This window comes from Erwinia sp. S38 (assembly GCF_016624545.1).
Classification (GTDB): Bacteria; Pseudomonadota; Gammaproteobacteria; order Enterobacterales; family Enterobacteriaceae; genus Erwinia; species Erwinia coffeiphila.
Genome location: NZ_JACVTS010000008.1, coordinates 132,368 through 156,846, shown reverse-complemented (window position 1 = coordinate 156,846; position 24,479 = coordinate 132,368). Strand labels below are relative to the sequence as shown.

The window sequence follows — 24,479 nt, the reverse complement described above, 5'->3', positions numbered from 1 at the left end:
CTGGCAGATAATAAACCTTTCAGTCATCACGCGGCTTCCGGGTGATGTTTTTTCGGACAAAAGGAACCTGTTTTCATGCTTTTTACCTTAAAAAAAGTCATCGGCGGGCTGCTGCTTCCTTTGCCAGTGCTGTTGATACTCATGGCTGTGGGGATTTTGCTGCTCTGGTTCAGTCGCTGGCAGAAAAGTGGCAAAACGCTTATCTCCGCTGCATGGCTGCTGTTGCTGCTGCTGGGTCTGCAACCGGTGGCCGACAGCCTGCTGAGGCCGCTGGAAAACCGCTGGCCCACCTGGAAAAATCAGCACCCGGTGGATTATGTTGTCGTCCTCGGTGGCGGCTATACCTGGAACCCGGAGTGGGCCCCCAGCTCCAACATGATTAATAACAGTCTGCCGCGCCTGACGGAAGGCATCCGCATCTGGCAGGCCAATCCGGGATCAAAGATGATCTTCACCGGCGCGGCGGCCAGGACCAATCCGCTAAGCACGGCTGAGGTTGGTTCACGTGTGGCACAGTCGCTGGGTGTGCCTGCGGAAGCGATCATCACCCTCGATAAACCCCGTGATACCGAGGAAGAAGCACAGGAAGTGGCAAAAATTGTTGGCAAAAAGTCTTTCGCACTGGTGACTTCAGCCAGCCATCTGCCCCGGGCGATGGTTTTCTTCCAGCGTCAGGGGTTACAGCCATGGCCCGCACCGGCCAACCAGATGGCTATCGACTCTCCTATCAGCTACTGGGATAAATTTACCCCGTCGGCTTTATGGCTGGGGCACAGCGAACGCGCAGCATATGAGTGGATCGGGCGTCTCTGGCAGGCAATAAAGCCTGAAGAAGCCGCGTCAACGCAGCCAGGGAAGGAGTGATGTCGCTGCAATATCAAAGCGCAGGCGGTCAAACTGAGCGGTAAAAATCAGCCGCTGCATCTCCTCCCAGAGGATATACAGCCACCGACGTGCAACAAACTCTTCAGCTACCGGTGCCCGCTGCAGGTAGCAGGCCAGTAGTTCTTCACCCGTTGTACTACCGCACAGGGGGTGAAGATCGAACTCACGCGGGGCCCACAGCACGTTACCCGGGCTGACCAGCGCCAGTAGCTGGTCGCCCCGGGCATCTTTCAGGATACTGCTGAGCGCCAGATTACCGTGGACCAGTACGCAGGGGTCGTCAAAACCGTGAAACAGAGCGGCAAGGTTCTCACGGCTGCGGTACAGGATTTGCCGATCCTCCTGCGTCAGCTGCGGCGGTTTCAGATAGCTGAGTGTCGCCCATATTACTTCCACCCGCTGCTTATACCAGGCTGGCCACGTGTTTCTCTGGGTGCTGTCCACCGTGCCCACCAGCCCGTGGCTATCGGTTTTATGCCAGCTGAGCAGCCCTTCAACGATTTGCTGCTGTAGCTGCTGCCAGCGAGTATAGGTACGGGAGGGTGCCTCAACCGACACGCCGCCCATCCGCTCAATCAGCAAAACCTCATGCAGCGGCGTCTGCTGGCTGATCACCAAGCCATAGATTGCCGGAACGCGTACCTGACCTTCACGCGCCAGTAGCGACAGCTTGTGCGCTTCCTGTGCAGCGATGCCCTTAATGCGGAAATACTTGGCGACCATCGGCAGCGAATAGCCGTTATCGTCATAAAGCGTGTAGAGGCTGGCATCCGGCTGGCGTTTAATACATTCAACGCGGCTGACCGCTTCGCCCAGTACCAGTGCCAGTTCGTTTCGAAGTTGTTCCATCTCTCCTCCTGTCAGGTCAGAGGGCCATACCCTGTGGGCAATGCGGGTATCTATGATGGCGCTGAGGCGGGGAATTTACCCCGTGCGGGATCAATTTCAGCGAAGAATAAGGGGGCCAGATAACCGGCCCCGCAGACATTACTGCATCGCTTCGCGGACGCGAAGTAAATCCTCTGGCGTGTCAACACCTACGCTGGGAATCGCTTTTGCGACATCAACGTGGATTTTCTCGCCGTACCACAGCACGCGCAGCTGCTCCAGCAGCTCGATCTGCTCCAGCGGACTGGCTTCCCAGCTGACATAACGACGGATAAAACCGGCACGATAACCGTAGATACCAATATGGCGCAGGAAGGTATCGCCAATCTCATCACGTGAAGCGCTGAACCGCTCGCGATCCCACGGAATGGTGGCCCGCGAGAAATAGAGCGCGTAACCGTTTGCATCGCGCACCACTTTTACCGCGTTCGGGTTAAACGCCTCTTCAGCAGAGGTGATCGGGACGGCCAGCGTCGCCATGCCTGCTGTGCTTTGAGCCAGATTGTCCGCAACCTGGCGAATAATCACCGGTGGGATCATCGGCTCATCACCCTGCACGTTGACGATAACCGCATCGTCCGGGAAATTATACTTCTCAATCACTTCCGCCAGGCGCTCAGTACCGGACTGGTGATCGGGGCGCGTCATGCAGACTTCCCCCCCAGCAGCCTCAACCGCACGGGCCACATCCGCGTTATCGGTCGCCACAATAACCCGTTCGGCACCGGACTCAAGCGCGCGCTCCATGACGTGGACAACCATCGGCTTGCCGTGGATATCAACCAGCGGCTTACCCGGCAGACGAGTGGAAGCGAAACGGGCAGGAATAATGGCGATAAAACTCATGGATGAGTCTCTTCCAGCGTCAGCGAACGGGCTTCCACTTCCAGCAAAACGGGTATGCCGTCACGAACCGGATAGGCCAGACCGTCAGGCTTACAAATCAGCTCCTGCTGGTCTTTATTGAAGTACAGCTTGCCGTGGCAAACAGGGCAAGCGACGATTTCGAGTAAACGATGATCCATGGTTCCTCCGTAATGGACCCGGAATGACAGTAGGTAAAGAATACCATAGCTGCCGCCCGTGCTGTTGCTAACTTCGGGATTAATCGCTATCCGGCCCGGTGGACCAGACGGTGGGCAAGCGGTGCGCTAACTCCGGTGGTAACGCCTCCAGCCTGACAGATTCCGCGCCCTGCCAGCGGGCAAAGTTGGTCAGCGCACGCGGTAAATCATCCAGAAGCTGCTGGCTGATTCGCGTACCCGGTTCCAGCCACAGTCCCCGGACCTGCAAAACGCGCTCTTTACGCAGCATGCGGGCATCCAGCCGCCCCTTTAAGGCACCACGGTGCAAAATCGGCAGCACAAAATAGCCGAACTGGCGTTTGGCTTCGGGGGTATAGCATTCAAGGCGATAGTCGAAATTAAACAGTTCCGAAGCTCGCTTACGATGCCAGACCAGCGGATCAAACGGAGAGAGTATTGCAGTGTGCGTTGCTGTCTGCGGGTTTTCCAACTGCGAATAGCGAGTATGGTGAACGTACAGCTCACCGAGTTTTTCCACCTGTACCGCGCGAACCAGCCCCTGTTCCAGCCGCTGTGCCAGATACGTTGCTACCGGCGCACGCTTCAGTCGATAGTAATCGGCCAGCCATGAGGGATGGAAAATACCGAGACTGGCCGCACTGCGTTCCAGCATCTGCTGCACCGCGTCTTCTTCGCTCAGCGCGTGCAACCGATCATCCCACTGCGGCATTATTTTCTGGCGCAGATCGTACACCCGCTGGAAGTTGCGCCGTTCGGTCACCATTAATTCCCCGGCGCTGAACAGATTCTCCAGATGGCGTTTGTGCGGTTTCCACGACCACCAGCCCGGTTTCTGACCCGGCGGAGCATCGAAATCAGCGGATCGGACCGGTCCCCGTTCGCGGATATGCTCGAGCAGCCCGGTTATCTCCTGATGATGCTGATCCATCCAGGCCTGATTGTATTTCCAGCCGAGCGCCGCGGGGTTCAACATGCGGTGGCGCAGCAGAGGATAATCCTCAATGGGAATAAAACAGGCCTCATGTGCCCAGTATTCAAACAGCTGTTTCTGTGCCAGCGCCTGCTCCAGCCACTCAGGGGGATAGTCACCAAGGCGGCTGAACAACACCAGATAGGGGCTGCGAGCCACTACATGAATGGTATCGATTTGCAGTAAAGACATTTGCCGGATGCTGGCAAGCAGATCGTCGAAAAGGGCTTTCCGACGCAGTGGCCGTAATAATCCCTGTGCCGCCAACTGAAGCTGACGGGCATGGTTCAAAGAAAGATCTGAGGAGATCATGGCGCGCTCCGTCAACGAACAGGTTAGTTAAGCGCTGACCGGCAGAACAGAGATCGACCGTTAGCCGTTGCTCAGCGCCAGAATACGAGCCAGTAGCGCATCGGCATCTTGCACAACGGCGTCCACCGGTAAATACCACCAGTCTGGACAGGCAAATGCCCGGGCTTTCACCGCATCCTTTTCGGTCATCAGCAGCGTTTGCCCGGATTCAACTAAAGCGCCAAGCTCCTCGGCGCTATAATTCTGATGATCGGCAAAAGCGACCTCTTTTACCGGAGAAATACCCAGATTACGTAGCGTATTGAAGAATCGCGGGGGATGACCGATACCCGCCATCGCAATGACGTTATTCAGCGTTACCGCATCACGTTCAGCGCCCGAGGACAGGTTAATCGCCTTACCGGGCACCAGCTGCATCGCCAGTTCACCCGGCTGCGTCACGCCGCCGTTATTGATCACCGCAGACACGTGTTTTAGCCGACCGGCACGCTCACGCATCGGACCCGCCGGTAACCACCAGCCGTTGCCAAAACGCCGCTCGCCATCCACAACCACAATTTCAATATCACGTGCCAGCGCGTAATGCTGCAATCCGTCATCGGTAACGATAATGTCTATCGGTCCGGCTGCAAGCAGGGCCTCAACGGCTTCCCGCCGACTGGGTGATACTGCCACGGCAGCACCGGTACGCTGATAAATCAGCACCGGCTCATCACCCGCTTCAGCCGTACTGGTTTCCACATTCAACACCAGGGGATAGCGCGCAGCCTTGCCGCCATAGCCGCGTGAGACCACGCCAACCCGCAAACCCTGCTGCTGCAAGGCCTGTACCAGCCAGATAACCACCGGCGTTTTACCATTGCCACCGGCGGTGAGGTTACCCACCACCACCACAGGAACCGGAGCACGCCACGCTTTGCGCCAGCCCCAAACGTAGCTCAACCGCAACAAATTGCTGATGAGTCCGTAGAGCAGGCTTAGCGGCAACAGCAGCACGTACAGCGCAGAGCGGCCGCTCCAGATGCGATCAATCATTGACCAAACTGCATCTTATGTAGCTGGGCATAGGCACCACTTTCAGCCAGCAGCGTTTCATGGCTGCCCCGCTCAACAATCTGCCCATCTTCCACCACCACAATTTCATCAGCTTTTTCGATAGTCGACAGACGGTGAGCAATGACCAGTGAAGTGCGGTTTTTCTGCAGTTCATCCAGCGCAGCCTGAATCGCGCGCTCGGATTCCGTATCCAGCGCCGATGTGGCCTCGTCCAGTATCAGTACCGGGCAGTCCCGCAGCAGTGCGCGGGCAATGGCGATACGCTGACGCTGGCCGCCGGAAAGCAGCACGCCGTTTTCACCAATGACGGTGTCAAGACCATGTTCCATTTTGCCGATAAAGTCCATCGCATGGGCCATGATCGCCGCCTTCTCAATATCTTCACGGCTGTACTGCTCGCTGCGCGCATAGGCGATATTGTTGGCGATAGTGTCGTTAAACAGGTGCACATTCTGAGAAACCAGCCCCACCTGATTACGCAGCGACGACAGGGTATATTCGCGCAGCTCGTGGCCATCCATCAGAATTTCACCCTGCTGAATATCGTAGAAGCGCGTCAGCAGGCTGGCGATAGTGGACTTGCCTGAGCCTGATCGCCCGACCAGTGCAACCGTTTTTCCCGCCGGAATATTGAGGTTAATATTCTTCAGCGCAGGGATTTCACGGCCTGGATAAGCGAAGGTCACATTTCGGAACTCGATATCCCCCTTCACGCGATCGACGGTACGGGTGCCTTTATCATTTTCCTGCTCGCTGTCCAGAATCGAGAACAGCGTCTGGCAGGCAGCCATACCACGCTGGAACTGGGCGTTAACGTTGGTCAGTGATTTCAACGGACGCATCAGCGCAATCATCGATGAAAACACAACGGTAATCGTACCGGCGGTCAGCGTTTCCATCACGCTGGGGAAGCTTGCCGCATACAGTACAAATGCCAGCGCCAGCGAAGCAATCAGCTGAATAATGGGGTCAGAGATGGATGAGGCTGAGACCAGCTTCATTCCCTGCTGGCGCATACGGTTGCTGACGCGGTCGAAACGCTCGCTTTCGATCTGCTGCCCGCCAAAAATCAGGACTTCTTTGTGCCCTTTCAGCATCTGCTCGGCGCTGGTGGTCACCTGCCCCATGGTGTTCTGCATGTTCTTGCTGATATTACGGAAGCGTTTTGACACGCTGCGAATAGCAAAGGATACAATCGGTGCCAGAACAATCAGGATCAACGACAGCTGCCAGCTGTAGTAGAACATCATGATAAACAGGCCGATAATTGAGGCCCCTTCACGCACAACCGTCACCAGCGCGCTGGAAGAAGACGACGCGACCTGCTCGGAATCATATGTAATGCGGGAAAGCAGCGTTCCTGTCGATTGCTGATCGAAAAACGAGACCGGCATTCCCATCATATGGCTGAACAGCCTGCGGCGCATGCCCATGACCACGTTACCGGATACCCACGATATGCAGTAGCTTGAGGCATAGCTGGTAATGCCGCGAATCAGCATCAGACCGATAACGGCCAGCGGCATCCATATCAGAACAGAACTATCCGCCTTGCCAAAACCATCATCGAGTAAAGGCTTCAGCAGTGACAGCATAAGCGTATCGCCCGCCGCGTTAAGGATCAGCGCGATAGCGGCCACAATCAATCCCGCCTTGTAAGGCACAATCATTGGCCAGAGACGACGAAATGTCTGCCAGGTTGAGAGATCTTTATCCAGATGCATTATTTAACCAGCTTTAGTTGAAATAGCCGCTCATTCTACCTGGATTCCCTGGGTACGCCAAACCACTGATGGTACCAACGGTTCATTATTTGTTCTCTTAACCCCAAAAGATGCCAGTTATCAACGAAAAAACGCGCGCTAATCTGCCCGGAAAGTGCGGTGTCGCGCCAGATGATGCGATTTTTATCATAGCGCATCATTATTTTCGCGGCGGGTAGCCGCCAGGCGCTGTAACGTGCAGCAGAGGCAATGGCGGCCTTCGGCGCTACTGCTCGCAACAGCGGCGGGGTTGATGAGGTACGGCTGCCGTGATGCGGAACCTGCAACAGATCGGCACTCAGCGCGGCGCGCTGTTCGGCAACGAGCTGCTGCTCTGCCTCGCGCTCAATATCCCCTGTCAGCAGCACGCGCCATCGCCCGTCGCTTACCATCACCACGCAGGACTGATTATTGCCTTCACCGGGCATATTTTCTGGCGGCCACAACGCCTGAAACGTCAACCCCTGCCAGCGCCAGCCTACATCACGATAGCAGGGTAAATGACCCGGGCGCTTTAAAGCGCTTCGCACCCGGGCATCGGGATATGCAGACTGTATGCTCGGCAATCCGCCAATGTGGTCAAGATGCGCGTGGCTGATAACCACGTCGGTCAGCGTTAACCCCTGCCATTCCAGCCAGGGAATGATCTGACTGTGGGCGACATCCCCTCCCGGCCAGCGATTGCCGGTATCATATAAAACTGCCTTGCCATCTTGCGAAATCACCACGGCTAACCCGTGACCAACGTCCAGCATATCCACCCGCCACTCAGGTTTAGCGCTAAAATTGCGCCAGCTCAGCAGCAGCAACATGTACGCCACCAGAGTGAACGGAGAGCTACGCCACCAGCCAAAGCGAAACGCGAGCAGCAGAAGCCAACACGCCAGCGAACCGGCTGCGAATGTGCTTTCCAGAGGAAACCAGCCGTTCGGTAACTGCTGCAACGGGAAAAAAACCAGTGCCAGTGAGCGATCGGCCAGCCACCATATAAAAGGGCCGACCAACGGCAGGAAGTTAAGCAACAGCGATGTCAGTATCAGCGGTACGGTAACCAGAGATATCAACGGCACGGCCCACAGATTAGCCACTAGCGCACTCAGGCTAAAACCATGGAAAATAAATACCTGTAGCGGCATTAACAGCAGCAGCATGCCCAATTGCAAATGCAGCAGTCGGAGTGGCAGCCAACGCTTTCTCCTGCGGAAACGGATGGGAAGCGCGAAGCTTTGGTACCATATCAGCAGCCCCGCAACTGCCAGAGCGGACATCCACAAGCTGTCTGACAGAATACTGAGCGGTTCCAGAAACAGGATAAGTGCAATACAAAACAGCCATACCTGCCAGCTGCTACAGTTAATCCCCTTCAGCCTTAGCGCGCTCCACATCAGTAATGCCAGCATCGCGCGCATCGCGGGTGGATTACTGCCGGAGAGCCAGCAGTAGATCAGTGCCACCAGCAAACTGCTGTACAATGGAAAACGATAGTTAATCATCCATGCAGGAAAAAAGAACTGAATGAGTCTGGCAACCAGCCAGCCAAATCCTGCAGCCAGTCCAATCTGCATCCCGGCGATTGCCATCAGATGTGCCGTACCCGTTTCTCTGAGCAGTTGGGTAATTTCACGCTTCACCTCTGAACGGTCGCCAAAGGCCAGCGCGGAAATCAGTGCCTGCCAGGATAAATGACCATAGTTTTGCCGGGTAGAATTCATGATAGCCGCACGCCAGCTACACCGGGGTTGCCGAACTTCCGCACTAATCACTCGTCCTGTGAGCGGCATGCTGTTGGCCAGCGTAAATCGTTGCCGATCGAATCCCCCCTCATTTAGCTGGGCATGAAGAGGACGAAGTGCCAGGGCCATATCCCACCGCTGCCCCTGGCAGAAAGTCTGTTCGCCGCCTGGTAATCGCAAGGAAGCATAAATCGGAGGAAATAGTAGCCGACCATCCTGACGAAACAGACGCACTCTGGCGCGTTCAGCACCGGGCAGGACAGTGTCAATTTGCACCTCTGCCCGCACAATCCCCTGCGTCAGCCGATCAATCTGATCCTGAAGAGATCGGGCGGTATTCAACGGCCAGAGAGAGAACAGCAGAACCATTGCAGTGAAAATAGCAACGCGTTGTGAGCAGCGCATAAGGAAAAATGAAAGTACGATCGCAGCGATATCGTACCCATATCCGGGTAAACGGGGTATGACCGTGAGCGGCAAAGTTCCGATAATAAGACTGCCAGCCAGCTGTGTTGCCGTTATGCGCATGTTTCCTCCCTGATAGCAGGTCAAAGTGTGACATGCAGGTGAGAGACAGGCATTAGCGTCGGTTCAGAGCTAAGAGACGTGCCGAAAACTCTTTCTGTTTTGCAGCAACAAGAAGGGATTATTGTGTGCCGGGTTCAGATTCTACAATGCGGCCTGTTATCGTATCGCAGCCGAATTACCGTATTTAAGCAAAAAAAAACGACACCGGAGTGTCGTTTTTATCGTTTCGTCGCTATCAGCTGCCGTAGATATTGGCGCGATCGCGCAGTTCTTTACCTGGCTTGAAGTGTGGAACGTATTTACCTTCCAACTCCACTTTGTCGCCCGTTTTCGGGTTACGGCCGGTACGAGGTGCACGATAATGCAAAGAGAAGCTGCCAAATCCCCGGATTTCAATGCGCTCGCCCTGCGACAGGGTCGTCGCCATATGCTCAAGCATCTCTTTTACCGCATCCTCAACGACTTTCGCCGGTATATGAGAGTGCTGGCCAGCAAGTCTTTCAATAAGTTCTGACTTGGTCATAAAACCTCCGGTTAATCCCTTGTAGGAATAGCTCTGGCAGTTATCGACGATACAGGGCAGCTTGCGCTGCCCTTAAAGCGAAGATTACTCGCCTTTAGCTGCTTTGAAAGCTTCAGCCATAGCGTTAGAGAAGTTACCTTCTTCCTGTTTGGTGTTAACAGTATTGATGGCTTCTTTCTCGTCTGCCTGGTCTTTCGCACGTACAGACAGGCTAACAACGCGGTTTTTACGGTCAACGCCGGTGAATTTGGCTTCAACATCGTCGCCAACATTCAGAACCAGAGTTGCGTCTTCAACGCGGTCCAGCGAGGCTTCAGAAGCACGCAGGTAACCTTCAACGCCGTCAGCCAATTCAACTGTAGCACCTTTAGCGTCAACTGCAGTTACTTTACCGTTAACAATTGCACCTTTCTTGTTCAGAGAGATGTAGTTGTTGAACGGATCTTCTGCCAGCTGCTTAACGCCCAGGGAGATACGCTCGCGCTCTGCGTCAACCTGCAGAACCACAGCTGCGATTTCGTCGCCTTTCTTATATTCACGAACTGCTTCTTCTCCGGTAGCGTTCCAGGAGATGTCAGACAGGTGAACCAGGCCGTCGATGCCGCCGTCCAGGCCGATGAAGATACCGAAGTCAGTGATTGACTTGATTTTACCTTCAACACGGTCGCCCTTGTTGTGGGTTTCTGCGAACTGCTGCCATGGGTTAGATTTGCACTGCTTCAGACCCAGGGAGATACGACGACGTTCTTCGTCGATGTCCAGAACCATAACTTCAACAACGTCGCCCACGTTAACAACTTTAGATGGGTGAATGTTTTTGTTGGTCCAGTCCATTTCAGAAACGTGTACCAGGCCTTCAACGCCTTCTTCGATTTCAACGAAGCAGCCGTAGTCGGTCAGGTTGGTTACACGACCAGTCAGCTTGGTGCCTTCTGGGTAACGTTTAGCGATAGCAACCCATGGATCTTCGCCCAGCTGCTTCAGACCCAGAGAAACACGGGTACGCTCGCGGTCGAATTTCAGCACTTTCACGTTGATTTCATCGCCAACATTGACGATTTCGCTTGGATGCTTAACGCGTTTCCAGGCCATGTCAGTGATGTGCAGAAGGCCGTCAACGCCGCCCAGATCAACGAATGCACCGTAGTCAGTGAGGTTCTTAACGATACCTTTAACTTCCATGCCTTCCTGCAGGTTTTCCAGCAGCTGATCGCGCTCTGCGCTGTTCTCGGATTCGATAACCGCACGACGTGAAACAACCACGTTGTTGCGCTTCTGATCCAGCTTGATTACTTTGAACTCAAGCTCTTTGCCTTCCAGGTGCAGAGTATCACGCACTGGACGCACGTCTACCAGTGAACCTGGCAGGAACGCACGAATACCGTTCAGCTCAACTGTGAAGCCACCTTTAACTTTGCCGTTGATAATACCGGTAACAGTTTCAGCATCTTCGTAAGCTTTTTCCAGCGTGATCCAAGCTTCGTGACGTTTAGCTTTCTCACGGGACAGCAGGGTTTCACCGAAGCCGTCTTCCACTGCATCCAGAGCAACGTCAACTTCGTCGCCAACCTGGATTTCCAGTTCGCCGGCTGCGTTTTTGAACTGCTCTGCAGGAATTGCAGATTCAGATTTCAGGCCCGCATCAACCAGAACAACGTCTTTGTCGATAGCAACAACGACGCCACGAACGATGGAACCCGGGCGGGTTTCGATTTCTTTCAGGGATTCTTCAAATAGTTGAGCAAAAGATTCAGTCATATTGATAATCTTCAGGATTCTTCAATTTAACGTCCACCTGACATCCTGACGGGTGGGGTTGTTTCACATGCCCCATAACATCCATATCACAGGGTTAATTAAATTTTGCGAACAGGTGCACAGTATAGTGCACTGTCGTCGGAATTACCTATTACGCAATGGCAAGCTTTTCGCGCGCATATTTTAGCGCAACTTCGATGACCTGCTCAATAGACATTGTTGTCGAATCAAGCACTAAGGCATCATCCGCAGGCACCAAAGGTGCAATCGACCGGTTACGATCGCGCTCATCGCGTTCTTTTATCTCGGATAAAAGGCGTTCAAAGTTAACACTAAAGCCTTTTTCCTGCAACTGTAGCATACGGCGATGCGCACGTTCTTCCGAACTGGCATCAAGGAAAATTTTAACTGGCGCATCCGGGAATACAACGGTACCCATATCGCGCCCATCGGCGATCAGGCCCGGAAGTTCACGAAAACCGCGCTGACGGCGCAGCAGGGCTTCACGCACGCGTGGAAATGCGGCAACTTTTGACGCGGTGTTGCTGACATCCTGAGTACGGATCTCTGCGGAAACATCCTCACCTTCAAGGATGACTTCCATCTCGCCTTCACTGGACACAAAACGCACGTCAAGATGAGCAGCCAGCGGGACCAAAGCTTCTTCAGAAGTGATATCAACCTGATGATGCAGTGCTGCCAGCGCCAGCACGCGATAAATTGCGCCAGAATCCAACAGGTGCCACTGCAATGCTTCGGCCATCGCTTTACATAATGTGCCTTTACCCGCACCACTTGGGCCATCAATGGTGATCACTGGGGCTATTGCCGTCATGTCGTTCTCCTGTCGGTGGAATGTCTGCGGCTATCAGTGCCCGGACAAATATCGTCGCGCATTATACGCTGCAAAAACCGGGATAGTTACCCCTTAAACATAGTCAGCTACAAAATTTTAGGCGGGTTCAAACAACAGGCGGGTAATGCAGCAGAATAGAATGAGATAAACACAGCTTCCGCCGCACTGAGGTGCGGCGGAAGAGTTTGTTATGCCAGCTGGCTGATACGAGCAAGCTGTTCAAAGTAGTCCGGGAACGTTTTCGCAGTGCATTTTGGGTCAAGAATGGTGACCGGAGTGCTGGAGAGTGCGACCAGCGAGAAGCACATCGCCATACGGTGATCGTTATAAGTACCAATCTCGGCATACTGGATCGCTGCAGGTGGCGTTATACGAATGTAATCGTGCCCCTCTTCAACTTCAGCGCCAACTTTACGCAGTTCGGTGGCCATTGCTGCCAGGCGATCGGTTTCTTTAACACGCCAGTTGTAAATGTTGCGCATTACCGTGGTGCCTTTGGCGAACAGCGCGGCCGTCGCGATGGTCATTGCCGCATCGGGAATGTGGTTCATATCCAGATCGATGGCATTCAACTCGCCACGCGTACAGGCAATGAAATCATCGCCCCATTCAATGCTTGCACCCATTTTTTCCAGCACGTCGGCGAAACGAATATCGCCCTGCATGCTCTTACGACCGATGCCGGTGACTTTAACAGTGCCGCCCTTGATGGCCGCAGCAGCGAGGAAATAGGAAGCCGAGGAAGCATCGCCCTCAACCAGATAATTACCCGGTGCCTGATATTGCTGCTGCCCACGGATGTGGAACGCGCGATAGCTGTCGTTCTCAACCTCAATGCCAAAGGTTGCCATCAGATTGAGCGTGATATCAATGTACGGTTTCGATACCAGTTCGCCTTTGATGACGATATGCGTATCGTTTGCCGCCAGTGGAGCCGTCATCAGCAGCGCCGTCAGGAACTGGCTGGATACGCTGCCATCAACGGATACATCACCGCCGCTAAAACCGCCCTTAAGACGAAGCGGCGGGTAGTCTTCCTGTTCAAGGTATTCAATGACCGCACCACCCTGTCGCAGTGCATCAACCAGATGGCCAATCGGACGCTCTTTCATGCGCGGCTCACCGGTCAGCACAATATCATTGCTGCCGAGGCACAGGGCTGCTGCCAGCGGACGCATCGCCGTACCGGCATTGCCGAGGAACAGCTCCAGCGCACCGTCAGCCTTTAGCGCGCCCCCCTGACCCACCACTTCACACACCGTGCGGTCAGCAGACAGCGTGTAGTGAACGCCAAGCAGCTGCAAAGCGTTGAGCATGTGACGAACGTCATCGCTGTCCAGCAGGTTAGTCAAACGGGTGGTGCCATTAGCCAGTGCAGCCAGCAGAAGCGCACGGTTCGATACGCTCTTGGAACCAGGAAGGTTAACGGTACCGTTGACCAGGGCGATAGGTTGTAACGTCAGGGAATCCTGCATGTGAAACGTACTCTCCAAAAAAATTGCAATGAAACCCCGCAGCAAGGCGGGGTTTCAGATTAAAAACGTACTGCAGTTTCGGCAAAATCCTTAACCGTGACGACGCTCGAAGTCGATCATGAAATCAGTCAGCGTCTTAATGCCTTCCAGTGGCATCGCGTTATAAATTGAAGCACGCATGCCGCCGACCACACGATGGCCTTTCAGCGCATGCAGGCCGTGTGCGAAGGACTCTTCCAGGAACAGCTTATCCAGTGACGCATCGGCCAGCTGGAAAGGCACATTCATACGCGAGCGGTTTGCTACAGCGACATCATTACGATAGAAACTGCTGTTATCAATAGTGCCGTAAAGCAGATCGGCTTTGAGCTGGTTACGCTTGTCCATCTCAGCCACACCGCCCTGCTCTTTCAGCCACTTGAATACCAGGCCAGAAAGATACCAGGCAAAGGTCGGTGGCGTGTTGAACATCGAGTCGTTATCGGCCAGCACCTTATAGTCAAGAATAGAAGGCAGCTCTTTGCGGGCCTTGCCTAACAGGTCTTCACGCACAACAACCAGCGTCAACCCAGCCGGACCGATGTTTTTCTGAGCGCCGGCATACAGTACGCCGTAGCGGCTAACATCAATCGGCGAAGACAAAATGGTTGAAGAGAGATCGGCTACAACCAGCTTGTCGCCAAAATCAGGCGTTTCACTGATGGCAATACCATCAATAGTTTCATTCGGGCAGTAGTGAACATAGGCGGCGTCATCGGACAGCGCCCAACTGCTCATCGGGGTGATGCCACGCAGGCCATCAACCGTAGTTTTCGCGTCGATCACATTCGGCGTGCAGTACTTCTGCGCTTCTTTTACAGCGCTAGCCGCCCAGTAACCACCGTCAACATAGTCTGCGGTCGTATGGCTACCCAGCAGGTTCATCGGAACCGCTGCAAACTGCGCACGCGCGCCACCATGGCAGAATAAAACTTTGTAGTTGGAGGGGATTTTCAGCAGATCGCGAAAATCTTTTTCTGCCTCTTCCGCCACCTGAATAAATTCCTTACTGCGGTGGCTGATCTCCATTACGGAGGTGCCTAACCCCTGCCAGTTGCAGAGTTCCTGCTCAGCACGACGGAGCACTTCTACCGGCAGCATTGCCGGGCCAGAGCTAAAATTGAAAACCTGACTCATTTCCCCTCACCACTTTCAGATCAATCGGTTTTGATTCCTTTATCGGTTTTATCATTGCCTCCCCAATGCTGCAATGATTTATCCGGTCAACCGACCAGTTTTCAGGCCACAGCCGCAACAGCTTGTAGGGGAAATGAAACAGCAAACGATATTTTGTGAGGCGTTTTCCACCGTTGTAAACGTCTCTGTTACTGTTTCGGCGGAATATGGCATTCTTCAGCAGATGAATTTTAGGTTGCCGGATGGCGATTCCGGCGGAAAACCCGTATCATTGCGCGCTTTCCGCACAATCAATAACGAGTGGGCAAAATGACTCAAACTTATATTCCAGGCAAAGACGCCGCGTTGGAAGATTCCATCGCGCGCTTTCAGCAAAAACTACAGGATCTGGGCTTCAATATTGAAGAAGCGTCCTGGCTGAATCCGGTTCCCAATGTCTGGTCAGTGCATATTCGCGATCGCGACTGCCCACTGTGCTTCACCAACGGTAAAGGCGCCAGCAAGAAGGCAGCGCTGGCTTCCGCACTGGGTGAATACTTTGAACGCCTTTCTACCAACTATTTCTTTGCCGATTTCTGGCTGGGTAAACAGATTGCCAACGGCGATTTCGTTCATTATCCCAATGAAAAGTGGTTCCCGCTGCCTGAAGATGACCAGCTGCCGGAAGGTATTCTCGACGCGCGCCTGCGTAAGTTTTACGATCCGGAAAATGAGCTGAGCGCCAGCGATCTTATCGACCTTCAGTCCGGTAATGCCGATCGCGGTATTGTTGGTCTGCCGTTTACGCGCCAGTCAGACCAGCAGACGGTCTATATTCCGATGAATATCATCGGCAACCTGTATGTATCCAACGGTATGTCAGCGGGCAACACCGCTAACGAAGCCCGCGTACAGGGTCTGTCTGAAGTCTTTGAGCGCTATATTAAGAATCGTATTATTGCTGAGTCCATCAGCCTGCCGGCGATTCCACAGGATGTGCTGAACCGCTATCCTGGCGTGGTTGAAGCCATCGATCGTCTTGAAGCCGAAGGTTTCCCTATCTTCTCTTACGACGCTTCTCTGGGCGGAAAATACCCGGTGATCTGCGTGGTGCTGTTTAACCCGGAAAATGGCACCTGCTTCGCCTCATTCGGCGCGCATCCTGATTTTGGTGTAGCGTTGGAACGTACCGTTACCGAACTGCTCCAGGGCCGCGGCCTGAAGGACCTTGATGTCTTTACGCCACCGACCTTTGATGATGAAGAAGTTGCCGAACACGCTAACCTTGAAACCCACTTTATCGATTCCAGCGGTCTGATCTCATGGGATCTGTTTAAAGACGATGCCGACTATCCGTTCGCTGACTGGAGCTTCAAGGGTACAACGGAAGAAGAGTTCGCCACTCTGATGGCAATCTTCGATGCGGAAGGCCAGGAAGTTTATATTGCCGATTATCAGCATCTGGATGTTTATGCCTGCCGAATCATCGTTCCGGGCATGTCGGACATTTATCCGGCAGAAGACCTGCTGCTGGCCAATAACAGCATGGGTGCCTACCTGCGCGATACCCTGCTCAATCTGCCTGACAGCAGCTGGGAAAAAGAAGACTACCTGGCGCTGCTGGAACAGCTGGATGAAGACGGACACGACGACTTTACCCGCGTACGTGAGCTGCTGGGTCTGGCAACTGGTAAAGATAACGGCTGGTACACCCTGCGTATCGGTGAACTGAAGGCCATGCTGGCCATGGCTGGTGGCGACCTCGATCAGGCGCTGATCTGGACCGAGTGGACGATGGAATTCAACCAGTCTGTATTCAGCCCGGCGCGTGCAAACTACTACCGTTGCCTGCAGACCCTGCTGCTGTTGAGCCAGGAAGATGAACGCGATCCGCTGCAGTACCATACAGCATTCGTGCGCATGTACGGCCAGGAAGCCGTCGATAACGCTTCTGCAGCGATTAGCGGTGAAGCGCCATTCTACGGTTTGCAAAATGTAGATAGCGATCTGCTGGCATTCCCTGCACACCAGTCGCTGCTGGCAGCTTATGAGAAATTACAGGCGGCAAAACGCCGTTACTGGAAATAACTCAGCAACCTTACCTAATGACGTCAGATGCGGGTAATTTCTTTCTGAAAATGTAGCGCAGGCGATAAGTTAAAAAAAGGTAACAGTTAATAGCTGTTACCTTTTTATTTTTCACAAACTAGAATTAATCACCGCCATTTTTTTACCTTTCCATGGCGTCTGAAAATAATAATTAAATTATTTTTTTAAATATTAAAAAAGTTTTATTTCATACTTATCATCAACATACAGCGAAATCAATCCTCTGTTAACGATCGGAATGGCTGAATTGCCAGGCCACTATGATCCATGTCAATTTCCCTTCTATACTCGTTTGTTAGACTTTCCTTGCTGACTAATTTTTGGAGAACGTTAGTGTGAAAGCTGGCAACCTCTTTGATCTATTACTACCTGCTGAAATGGCCAAAGTTGCTGAAGACGCTGGCGTCTACAAAGCGACAAAAAAACCGTTCACCACCTTCTTTCTGGCAATTAACGCGGGCGTATTTATCTCTATCGCCTTCGCTTTTTACATCACGGCAACCACCGGTACCGGCACCATACCCTGGGGGCTGGCAAAACTGGTTGGAGGTATCTGCTTTTCACTGGGCTTGATGTTAGTTGTTGTTTGCGGTGCCGACCTTTTCACCTCTACCGTTCTCATCGTAGTGGCCAAAGCCAGCGGCAGGATCACCTGGGGCCAACTGGCACGTAACTGGATCAACGTTTACGTAGGTAATTTTATCGGTGCCGTTTTCTTCGTCGCCCTGATCTGGTTCGCAGGACAGTACATGACAGCCGATGGCGCATGGGGGTTGAACGTCCTTCAGACCGCTGACCATAAAATGCACCACACCTTTATAGAAGCAGTATGTCTGGGTATTTTGGCTAACCTGATGGTGTGTATGGCGGTATGGATGAGTTATTCCGGCCGCAGCCTGATGGATAAAATGTTTGCTATGGTTCTGCCAGTTGCCATGTTTGTTGCCAGCGGTTTCGAGCACAGCATCGCCAATATGTTTCTTATTCCCATGGCCATTGTCATCAAAGATTTCGCTTCGCCGGAGTTCTGGCAGGCAACCGGGGCAACAGCCCAACAGTTTTCACACCTTACCGTCAGCAACTTTGTTACTGACAACCTGATCCCCGTTACCCTCGGCAACATTATCGGTGGCGGCCTGCTGGTAGGGTTAACGTACTGGGTGATCTATCTGCGCGACGGCGATCACCACTGAGTCTCTGTAACAGAATCTTATACAGCCGCAGACCGATCACCGTCTGACGGTAACGTACAACGAACTTCACGTTATAAAGGTAGGTATCACATGACCGAGCTAAATAAAGACATGGCTAAAGCCTGGGACAGTTTTGCAGAAGGTGAATGGCAGAACAGCGTTAACGTTCGCGACTTCATCCAGAAAAACTACACTCCGTATGAAGGCGATGAGTCATTCCTTGCCGGTGCCACCCAGGCGACCACCACCCTGTGGGATAAGGTCATGGAAGGCATCAAGCTGGAAAATAAAACCCATGCGCCGGTTGATTTTGATACCGACCTTGCGGCAACCATTACCTCCCATGATGCTGGCTACATCGAAAAAGACCTTGAAAAGATTGTTGGTCTGCAAACCGAAGCCCCATTAAAACGTGCGCTGATCCCGTTCGGTGGCATAAAAATGGTGGAAGGCTCTTGTAAGGTTTACGGCCGTGAACTCGATCCATCACTGAAAAAAATCTTTACCGAGTATCGTAAAACCCACAACCAGGGCGTGTTTGATGTTTACACCCCGGATATTCTGCGTTGCCGTAAGTCAGGCGTGCTGACCGGCCTGCCGGATGCCTATGGCCGTGGCCGTATCATCGGTGACTACCGTCGCGTTGCGCTGTACGGCATCGATTTCCTGATGAAAGACAAGTTTGCCCAGTTCTCCTCTTTGCAGAGCGATATGGAAAATGGCGTCAATCTGGAAGCCACCATCCGTCTGCGTGAAGAAATTGCTGACCAGCATCGTGCGCTGCAGCAGATTAAAGAAATGGCGGCAAAACACGGCTTTGATATCTCTGGCCCGGCAACAACCGCTCAGGAAGCCGTGCAGTGGACCTATTTTGGTTACCTTGCTGCGGTGAAATCGCAGAACGGCGCAGCGATGTCCTTCGGTCGCGTGTCGACCTTCCTCGACATCTACATCAGCCGCGATCTGAAAGCCGGCAAAATTACCGAAGAAGAAGCGCAGGAGCTGATTGACCATCTGGTGATGAAACTGCGTATGGTACGCTTCCTGCGTACCCCTGAATACGATGAGCTGTTCTCCGGTGACCCAATCTGGGCAACGGAATCACTGGCCGGTATGGGTGTTGATGGCCGTACCCTGGTGACCAAAAACACCTTCCGCTTCCTGAATACGCTCTACACCATGGGCCCGTCACCTGAGCCTAACATGACCATTCTGTGGTCTGAAAAACTGCCTCTGAACTTTAAAAAATTCGCGGCGAAAGTCTCTATCGACACCTCTTCTCTGCAGTATGAGAATGACGATCTGATGCGCCCTGACTTTAACAACGATGACTACGCTATCGCCTGCTGCGTTAGCCCAATGATCGTTGGCAAACAGATGCAGTTCTTCGGCGCCCGTGCCAACCTGGCGAAAACCATGCTGTACGCAATTAACGGCGGCGTGGATGAAAAACTGAAAATGCAGGTAGGTCCGAAAGAAGCACCAATGATGGATGAGGTGCTGGATTACGAAAAAGTGATGGCGCGTATGGATCACTTTATGGACTGGCTGGCAAAACAGTATGTCACCGCGCTGAATGTCATCCACTATATGCATGACAAATACAGCTATGAAGCCTCACTGATGGCGCTGCACGATCGTGACGTTTATCGCACCATGGCATGCGGTATCGCAGGTCTGTCGGTTGCCGCTGACTCACTTTCAGCAATTAAGTATGCCAAAGTGTCCACCATTCGTGATGAAGATGGCCTGGCGGTTGACTTTAAAATTGAAGGTGAATATCCGCAGTTCGGTAACAATGACTCCCGCGTTGATGATATTGCCTGCGACCTGGTTGAGCGTTTCATGAAGAAAATTCAGAAACTGCACACCTACCGTAACGCCGTACCGACTCAGTCCGTACTGACCATTACCTCAAACGTGGTATATGGTAAGAAAACAGGTAATACCCCGGACGGACGCCGCGCCGGTGCACCATTCGGACCAGGTGCTAACCCAATGCACGGTCGCGACCAGAAAGGTGCCGTTGCTTCTCTGACCTCCGTTGCCAAACTGCCGTTTGCTTACGCTAAGGATGGTATTTCCTATACCTTCTCTATCGTGCCAAACGCGCTGGGTAAAAACGATGACGTGCGTAAAACCAACCTTGCGGGCCTGATGGATGGATACTTCCACCACGAAGCCAGCATCGAAGGTGGTCAGCACCTTAACGTCAACGTGATGAACCGTGAGATGCTGCTGGAAGCGATGGAAGATCCGGAAAAATATCCGCAGTTGACCATCCGTGTTTCTGGTTATGCCGTTCGCTTTAACTCGCTGACCAAAGAACAGCAGCAGGACGTGATTACCCGTACCTTCACGCAGACCATGTAATAACCCTGCGGCCCTCTTCGGGGGGCCGCCGTGAGAAGTCGGTTTCGCCAGTGGCCTGTTATTCATCTTGCAGGGCACTGTCAAAACAGACTTAACGCAGCTTAAGACTGCGTCAACGTGGAGAATTCATCGCAATGTCAGTAATCGGACGTATTCACTCATTTGAATCTTGCGGAACCGTTGATGGTCCCGGCATTCGTTTTATCACCTTCTTCCAGGGCTGCCTGATGCGCTGCCTCTACTGCCATAACCGGGATACATGGGATACTCACGGCGGTAAAGAAATTACGGTCGAGGAACTGATGAAGGACGTAGTGTCCTATCGTCACTTTATGAATGCATCCGGCGGCGGCGTTACCGCTTCCGGCGGCGAGGCTATCCTGCAGGCTGAATTCGTCCGCGACTGGTTCCGCGCCTGTAAGGAAGAAGGGATTAATACCTGCCTCGACACCAATGGTTTCGTGCGGCGCTACGACCCGGTCATTGATGAACTTCTGGACGTTACAGACCTGGTGATGCTCGATTTGAAGCAGATTAATGATGATATCCATCAGGTGCTGGTTGGCGTTTCAAACCACCGCACGCTGGATTTTGCCCGCTATCTGGCTAAGCGGAAAATTCGCACCTGGATACGTTATGTGGTGGTGCCCGGCTATACGGATGATGATGATTCTGCCCACCGCCTCGGTGAGTTTACCCGCGATATGGGCAACGTAGAGAAAATTGAAATGCTGCCCTATCACGAATTAGGCAAGCACAAATGGGTTGCGATGGGTGAGGAATACAAGCTGGACGGTGTTCACCCGCCGAAAGCGGAAACCATGGAGCGGATTAAACATATCCTGGAAAGCTACGGTCACTACGTGATGTACTGAGCCAAAATAAAAGGACGATCCGCAGGATCGCCCTTTTACCGTAAACCATTCAACACTACACACATCTTCAATAACGCCTGAGCACACCCAACGATGAAAACGGTCGCTAAAGACTCAGCTCACTACACCCGTTCTTCTCAGGCATGAGCCACCGGATTGATATGGTGGTCTGCCTTGCGCAGCAGCATAGCGAGATAAATCAACGCAACCACGGCAATCATCACAAACAGCAGACGGTCTGAATAATTCTGCATCAGCATTGAAGTCATGGTCGGACCGGCAAGGCTGCCAACGGTATAGCTGAGCAGTAGCGCCTGGTTCATCGCGACCAGTTCATGATGAGCGACCTTTTCGCAGGCCCAGGACATCGCGACCGGATACAGGGTAAAACCCGCACAGCCAAGAACAAATAGCGCCGGGCCCATCGCCGCATTACCCAACATGGCCAACGCACCGAGGATCACACCAAAGACCTGCACTCTCAGCACCAGCAGACGCCCATAGCGATCCGCCAGGCGACCGATCGGCCACTGTCCGATAATACCGGCGCTGACCAGCAGTGCCATCCAGTAGCCTACGCTGGAATCGGTCATTCCCTGATGCGATAGATACAGCGGCATCAGACCATACAATGAGCCCAGCACAATACCGGAAATAATACAGCCGTTGATACCTAAGCGAGCATTGCGACGGCGCAGCATCGGCCACAGACGGCCAGAAGCACCTTCCTCACCCTCTTCTGAGGCAGAAGCCGTAATTCGGGTAAATACCAGCGGCAGAATGGCCGCCAGAATCAGACCGCTTACCCATGGCAGTACCTGCATCAGCTCGGTGGATACGCGGCTGACCATCAGCTGTCCGGCAACGGTCGCAACATAATAAACGATCATGTAGGCCGCCAGCAGTCGGCCACGATTGCGTAAAGTGCCGTTACACAGCAGCGCACTCTCCACAATCACCCAAATCAGCGCACAGCCAACGCCAGCCACAAACCGCCAGAAGGTCCACATCCAGAAACCGCTTTGCAGACCCAGCGCAACGGTAGCAAGGGCAAAGACCAGCGAAGCCAGATAATAGCTGCGGTTAAAACCCAGGCGCTTAATCAGCCAGCCTGCAATCAGCGTGCCCAACAGGTTACCGCAATAGTAGGAGGAACTGACAACACCAATCTGCCAGGTCGGTAACGCGTCGTGTGTCAGCCACAGCGGAACCAGAGTATTCAGCGCGGCAATAGAAATCGTCAGCAACAGCAAACCGCAAAGCAGCACTATTACAGGACGCGACCAGATGGACATAGTAGTGAGAAACCAGAATAAGGAAGGATTTTGTGCGCATCATGCCACTGCGGGAAGGTTTGTAAAAGCACCAAAAAATAGTCGCAGCACGATTTGCTGCTAAATGATTTAATTTTTTTATCTACAAGGAGTTAGCAGAATTAAAACCGGCACAGCAGCTAAAAATATCTCATTGAATTTGCATCAAATTAAGCAGCAGAGAACGAAAATATCCATAACAAATTTTGCTTGATAACAATGAAAAAAAACCGCCTGAGACGTAATGTCACAGGCGGCCTTTTCAGCATGAATATCGATCGCTATTAGCCGATGTATTTAAGGCCTTTCATATATGGACGCAGCACTTCCGGCACTTCAATACGACCGTCGGCCTGCTGGTAGTTTTCCAGCACCGCAACCAGAGTACGCCCCACTGCCAGACCAGAACCGTTCAGAGTGTGGACCAGACGTGGTTTTTTCTCAGTTTTGGTACGGCAGCGTGCCTGCATACGACGCGCCTGGAAATCACCCATGTTAGAACAGGAAGAGATTTCACGGTACGTATCCTGCGCCGGCAGCCAGACTTCCAGATCGTAAGTCTTGGTTGAACCAAAGCCCATATCACCGGTACACAGCAGCACCTTACGGTACGGCAGATTAAGCAACTGCAGCACTTTCTCCGCGTGGCCGACCAGTTCTTCCAGCGCATCCATGGAATCTTCAGGACGAGTAATATGTACCATTTCGACTTTATCGAACTGGTGCATACGAATCAGGCCACGGGTATCACGCCCATAGGCTCCGGCTTCGGAGCGGAAGCATGGCGTATGCGCGGTCATTTTCAGCGGCAGCGACTCTTCTTCCAGAATCTCATCGCGAACCAGGTTGGTCAGCGGGACTTCTGAAGTTGGGATCAGCGCATAATTGCTGCTGGACGCTTCTTCTTCCAGCGGACGGGTATGGAACAGATCTTCACCAAACTTAGGCAGCTGGCCCGTACCGTACAGGCTGGCGTGGTTCACCAGATAAGGAACGTAGGTTTCCTGATAGCCGTGCTGTTCGGTATGCAGATCGAGCATAAACTGGCTCAGCGCACGATGCATCAGCGCAATTTGCCCTTTCATCACGATAAAACGTGAACCGGTCAGCTTAACCGCCGCGGCAAAATCCAGGCCTGCGGCCATTTCACCCAGCTCTACGTGGTCGCGCACCGCAAAATCAAACTTACGCGGTTCACCCCAGCGGCTGATTTCCAGGTTTTCAGTGTCGTCTTTACCCAGCGGAACCACATCATCAGGCAGATTAGGAATAGCCAGTGAGAAGTCACGAATATCGTTTTGCAGTGCGTCCAGCTCTGCTTTAGCTGCATCCAGGCGTTCGCCCAGGTCATTCACTTCCTGACGCAACGGTTCGATGTCTTCCCCACGTGCTTTGGCCTGCCCGATGGATTTGGATCGCGAGTTACGCTCTGCCTGCAGATTTTCAGTTTCTACCTGCAACACTTTGCGACGCTCTTCGTGAGCGCGCAGCGTGTCAACGTCCAGTTTATAACCCCGGCGTGCCAGTTTTTCAGCGACTGCGTCTGGCTCATTACGCAGCAGATTGGGATCGAGCATGCTTGTCCTGTGCTTGTTGTGATGGAATTAAAGAAAAGGCGCATTCACCATAGTGAATGCGTTGAATTCGCAGGTAACCTTACCGCAACGC

General features: G+C 53.1%; 20 protein-coding genes. 6 read left to right on the top strand and 14 right to left on the bottom strand.

Annotation, left to right across the window (positions count from 1 at the left end; translation table 11 throughout):
• Positions 1-75 precede the first annotated feature (75 nt).
• Positions 76-864, top strand: coding sequence for an envelope biogenesis factor ElyC (gene elyC, locus IBT46_RS11555; protein WP_200545784.1), 789 nt, complete (start codon positions 76-78; stop codon positions 862-864).
• Here elyC and IBT46_RS11550 read toward each other — a convergent pair.
• The 12 genes from IBT46_RS11550 to serC all read right to left on the bottom strand — a co-directional run bounded on the left by IBT46_RS11550 (position 841) and on the right by serC (position 14,969).
• Positions 841-1,734 carry a YcbJ family phosphotransferase gene (locus IBT46_RS11550; protein WP_200545783.1) on the bottom strand — a complete coding sequence of 298 codons (894 nt, stop codon included), beginning with the start codon at positions 1,732-1,734 and terminating at the stop codon, positions 841-843. The two genes, elyC and IBT46_RS11550, sit on opposite strands and share 24 nt — an antisense overlap.
• A 138-nt stretch (positions 1,735-1,872) precedes the next feature.
• Entirely contained in the window at positions 1,873-2,619 is a 747-nt protein-coding gene (kdsB, locus tag IBT46_RS11545) for a 3-deoxy-manno-octulosonate cytidylyltransferase (protein WP_200545782.1), read from the bottom strand.
• Positions 2,616-2,798, bottom strand: coding sequence for a Trm112 family protein (locus IBT46_RS11540; protein WP_105593439.1), 183 nt, complete (start codon positions 2,796-2,798; stop codon positions 2,616-2,618). The genes kdsB and IBT46_RS11540 overlap by 4 nt, the downstream gene beginning before the upstream one ends.
• Positions 2,799-2,877: 79 nt before the next feature.
• On the bottom strand, positions 2,878-4,101 hold the full coding sequence (locus IBT46_RS11535) for a winged helix-turn-helix domain-containing protein (protein WP_200545781.1): 1,224 nt from the start codon (positions 4,099-4,101) through the stop codon (positions 2,878-2,880).
• Between the two features lie 60 nt (positions 4,102-4,161).
• The gene (lpxK, locus tag IBT46_RS11530) at positions 4,162-5,136 is read right to left on the bottom strand and encodes a tetraacyldisaccharide 4'-kinase (RefSeq protein ID WP_200545780.1); all 975 of its coding nucleotides are present in this window, start codon (positions 5,134-5,136) and stop codon (positions 4,162-4,164) included.
• A complete protein-coding gene (gene msbA, locus IBT46_RS11525; protein WP_200545779.1) occupies positions 5,133-6,881 on the bottom strand; it encodes a lipid A ABC transporter ATP-binding protein/permease MsbA in 1,749 nt (582 codons plus the stop codon). Before msbA ends, lpxK begins: the two co-directional genes overlap by 4 nt.
• A gap of 35 nt (positions 6,882-6,916) precedes the next feature.
• Positions 6,917-9,181, bottom strand: a complete 2,265-nt coding sequence (locus tag IBT46_RS11520) for a ComEC family protein (RefSeq protein ID WP_200545778.1) — start codon at positions 9,179-9,181, stop codon at positions 6,917-6,919.
• A gap of 235 nt (positions 9,182-9,416) precedes the next feature.
• Positions 9,417-9,704 (bottom strand): integration host factor subunit beta, encoded by a 288-nt coding sequence (ihfB, locus tag IBT46_RS11515; protein WP_105593444.1) that lies wholly within the window; start codon positions 9,702-9,704, stop codon positions 9,417-9,419.
• An 84-nt stretch (positions 9,705-9,788) separates the two neighbouring features.
• Positions 9,789-11,462: a 30S ribosomal protein S1 gene (gene rpsA / locus IBT46_RS11510; RefSeq protein WP_105593445.1), complete on the bottom strand. Its 1,674-nt coding sequence runs from the start codon at positions 11,460-11,462 to the stop codon at positions 9,789-9,791.
• A 151-nt stretch (positions 11,463-11,613) separates the two neighbouring features.
• On the bottom strand, positions 11,614-12,297 hold the full coding sequence (gene cmk / locus IBT46_RS11505) for a (d)CMP kinase (protein WP_200545777.1): 684 nt from the start codon (positions 12,295-12,297) through the stop codon (positions 11,614-11,616).
• 209 nt (positions 12,298-12,506) lie between these two features.
• The gene (aroA, locus tag IBT46_RS11500) at positions 12,507-13,793 is read right to left on the bottom strand and encodes a 3-phosphoshikimate 1-carboxyvinyltransferase (protein WP_200545776.1); all 1,287 of its coding nucleotides are present in this window, start codon (positions 13,791-13,793) and stop codon (positions 12,507-12,509) included.
• A gap of 90 nt (positions 13,794-13,883) precedes the next feature.
• The gene (gene serC / locus IBT46_RS11495) at positions 13,884-14,969 is read right to left on the bottom strand and encodes a 3-phosphoserine/phosphohydroxythreonine transaminase (protein WP_200545775.1); all 1,086 of its coding nucleotides are present in this window, start codon (positions 14,967-14,969) and stop codon (positions 13,884-13,886) included.
• Between the two features lie 133 nt (positions 14,970-15,102).
• On the opposite strand from serC, the gene IBT46_RS11490 reads away from it, so the two are divergent.
• From IBT46_RS11490 to pflA, 5 genes are all read left to right on the top strand, one after another.
• Complete coding sequence (locus IBT46_RS11490; protein WP_200545774.1) at positions 15,103-15,282, top strand: hypothetical protein; 180 nt, start codon at positions 15,103-15,105, stop codon at positions 15,280-15,282.
• Complete coding sequence (ycaO, locus tag IBT46_RS11485) at positions 15,279-17,036, top strand: 30S ribosomal protein S12 methylthiotransferase accessory factor YcaO (protein ID WP_200545773.1); 1,758 nt, start codon at positions 15,279-15,281, stop codon at positions 17,034-17,036. The genes IBT46_RS11490 and ycaO overlap by 4 nt, the downstream gene beginning before the upstream one ends.
• Positions 17,037-17,392: 356 nt before the next feature.
• A complete protein-coding gene (gene focA / locus IBT46_RS11480) occupies positions 17,393-18,250 on the top strand; it encodes a formate transporter FocA (protein ID WP_200545772.1) in 858 nt (285 codons plus the stop codon).
• A gap of 90 nt (positions 18,251-18,340) precedes the next feature.
• Positions 18,341-20,623 carry a formate C-acetyltransferase gene (gene pflB / locus IBT46_RS11475; protein ID WP_105593451.1) on the top strand — a complete coding sequence of 761 codons (2,283 nt, stop codon included), beginning with the start codon at positions 18,341-18,343 and terminating at the stop codon, positions 20,621-20,623.
• Positions 20,624-20,757: 134 nt separating this feature from the next.
• Positions 20,758-21,498 carry a pyruvate formate lyase 1-activating protein gene (gene pflA, locus IBT46_RS11470; protein WP_105593452.1) on the top strand — a complete coding sequence of 247 codons (741 nt, stop codon included), beginning with the start codon at positions 20,758-20,760 and terminating at the stop codon, positions 21,496-21,498.
• A gap of 137 nt (positions 21,499-21,635) precedes the next feature.
• Here pflA and IBT46_RS11465 read toward each other — a convergent pair whose 3' ends face one another.
• Both IBT46_RS11465 and serS read right to left on the bottom strand, forming a co-directional pair.
• Entirely contained in the window at positions 21,636-22,793 is a 1,158-nt protein-coding gene (locus tag IBT46_RS11465) for an MFS transporter (protein ID WP_200545771.1), read from the bottom strand.
• Positions 22,794-23,095: 302 nt separating this feature from the next.
• On the bottom strand, positions 23,096-24,388 hold the full coding sequence (serS, locus tag IBT46_RS11460) for a serine--tRNA ligase (protein ID WP_200545770.1): 1,293 nt from the start codon (positions 24,386-24,388) through the stop codon (positions 23,096-23,098).
• Positions 24,389-24,479 lie beyond the last annotated feature (91 nt).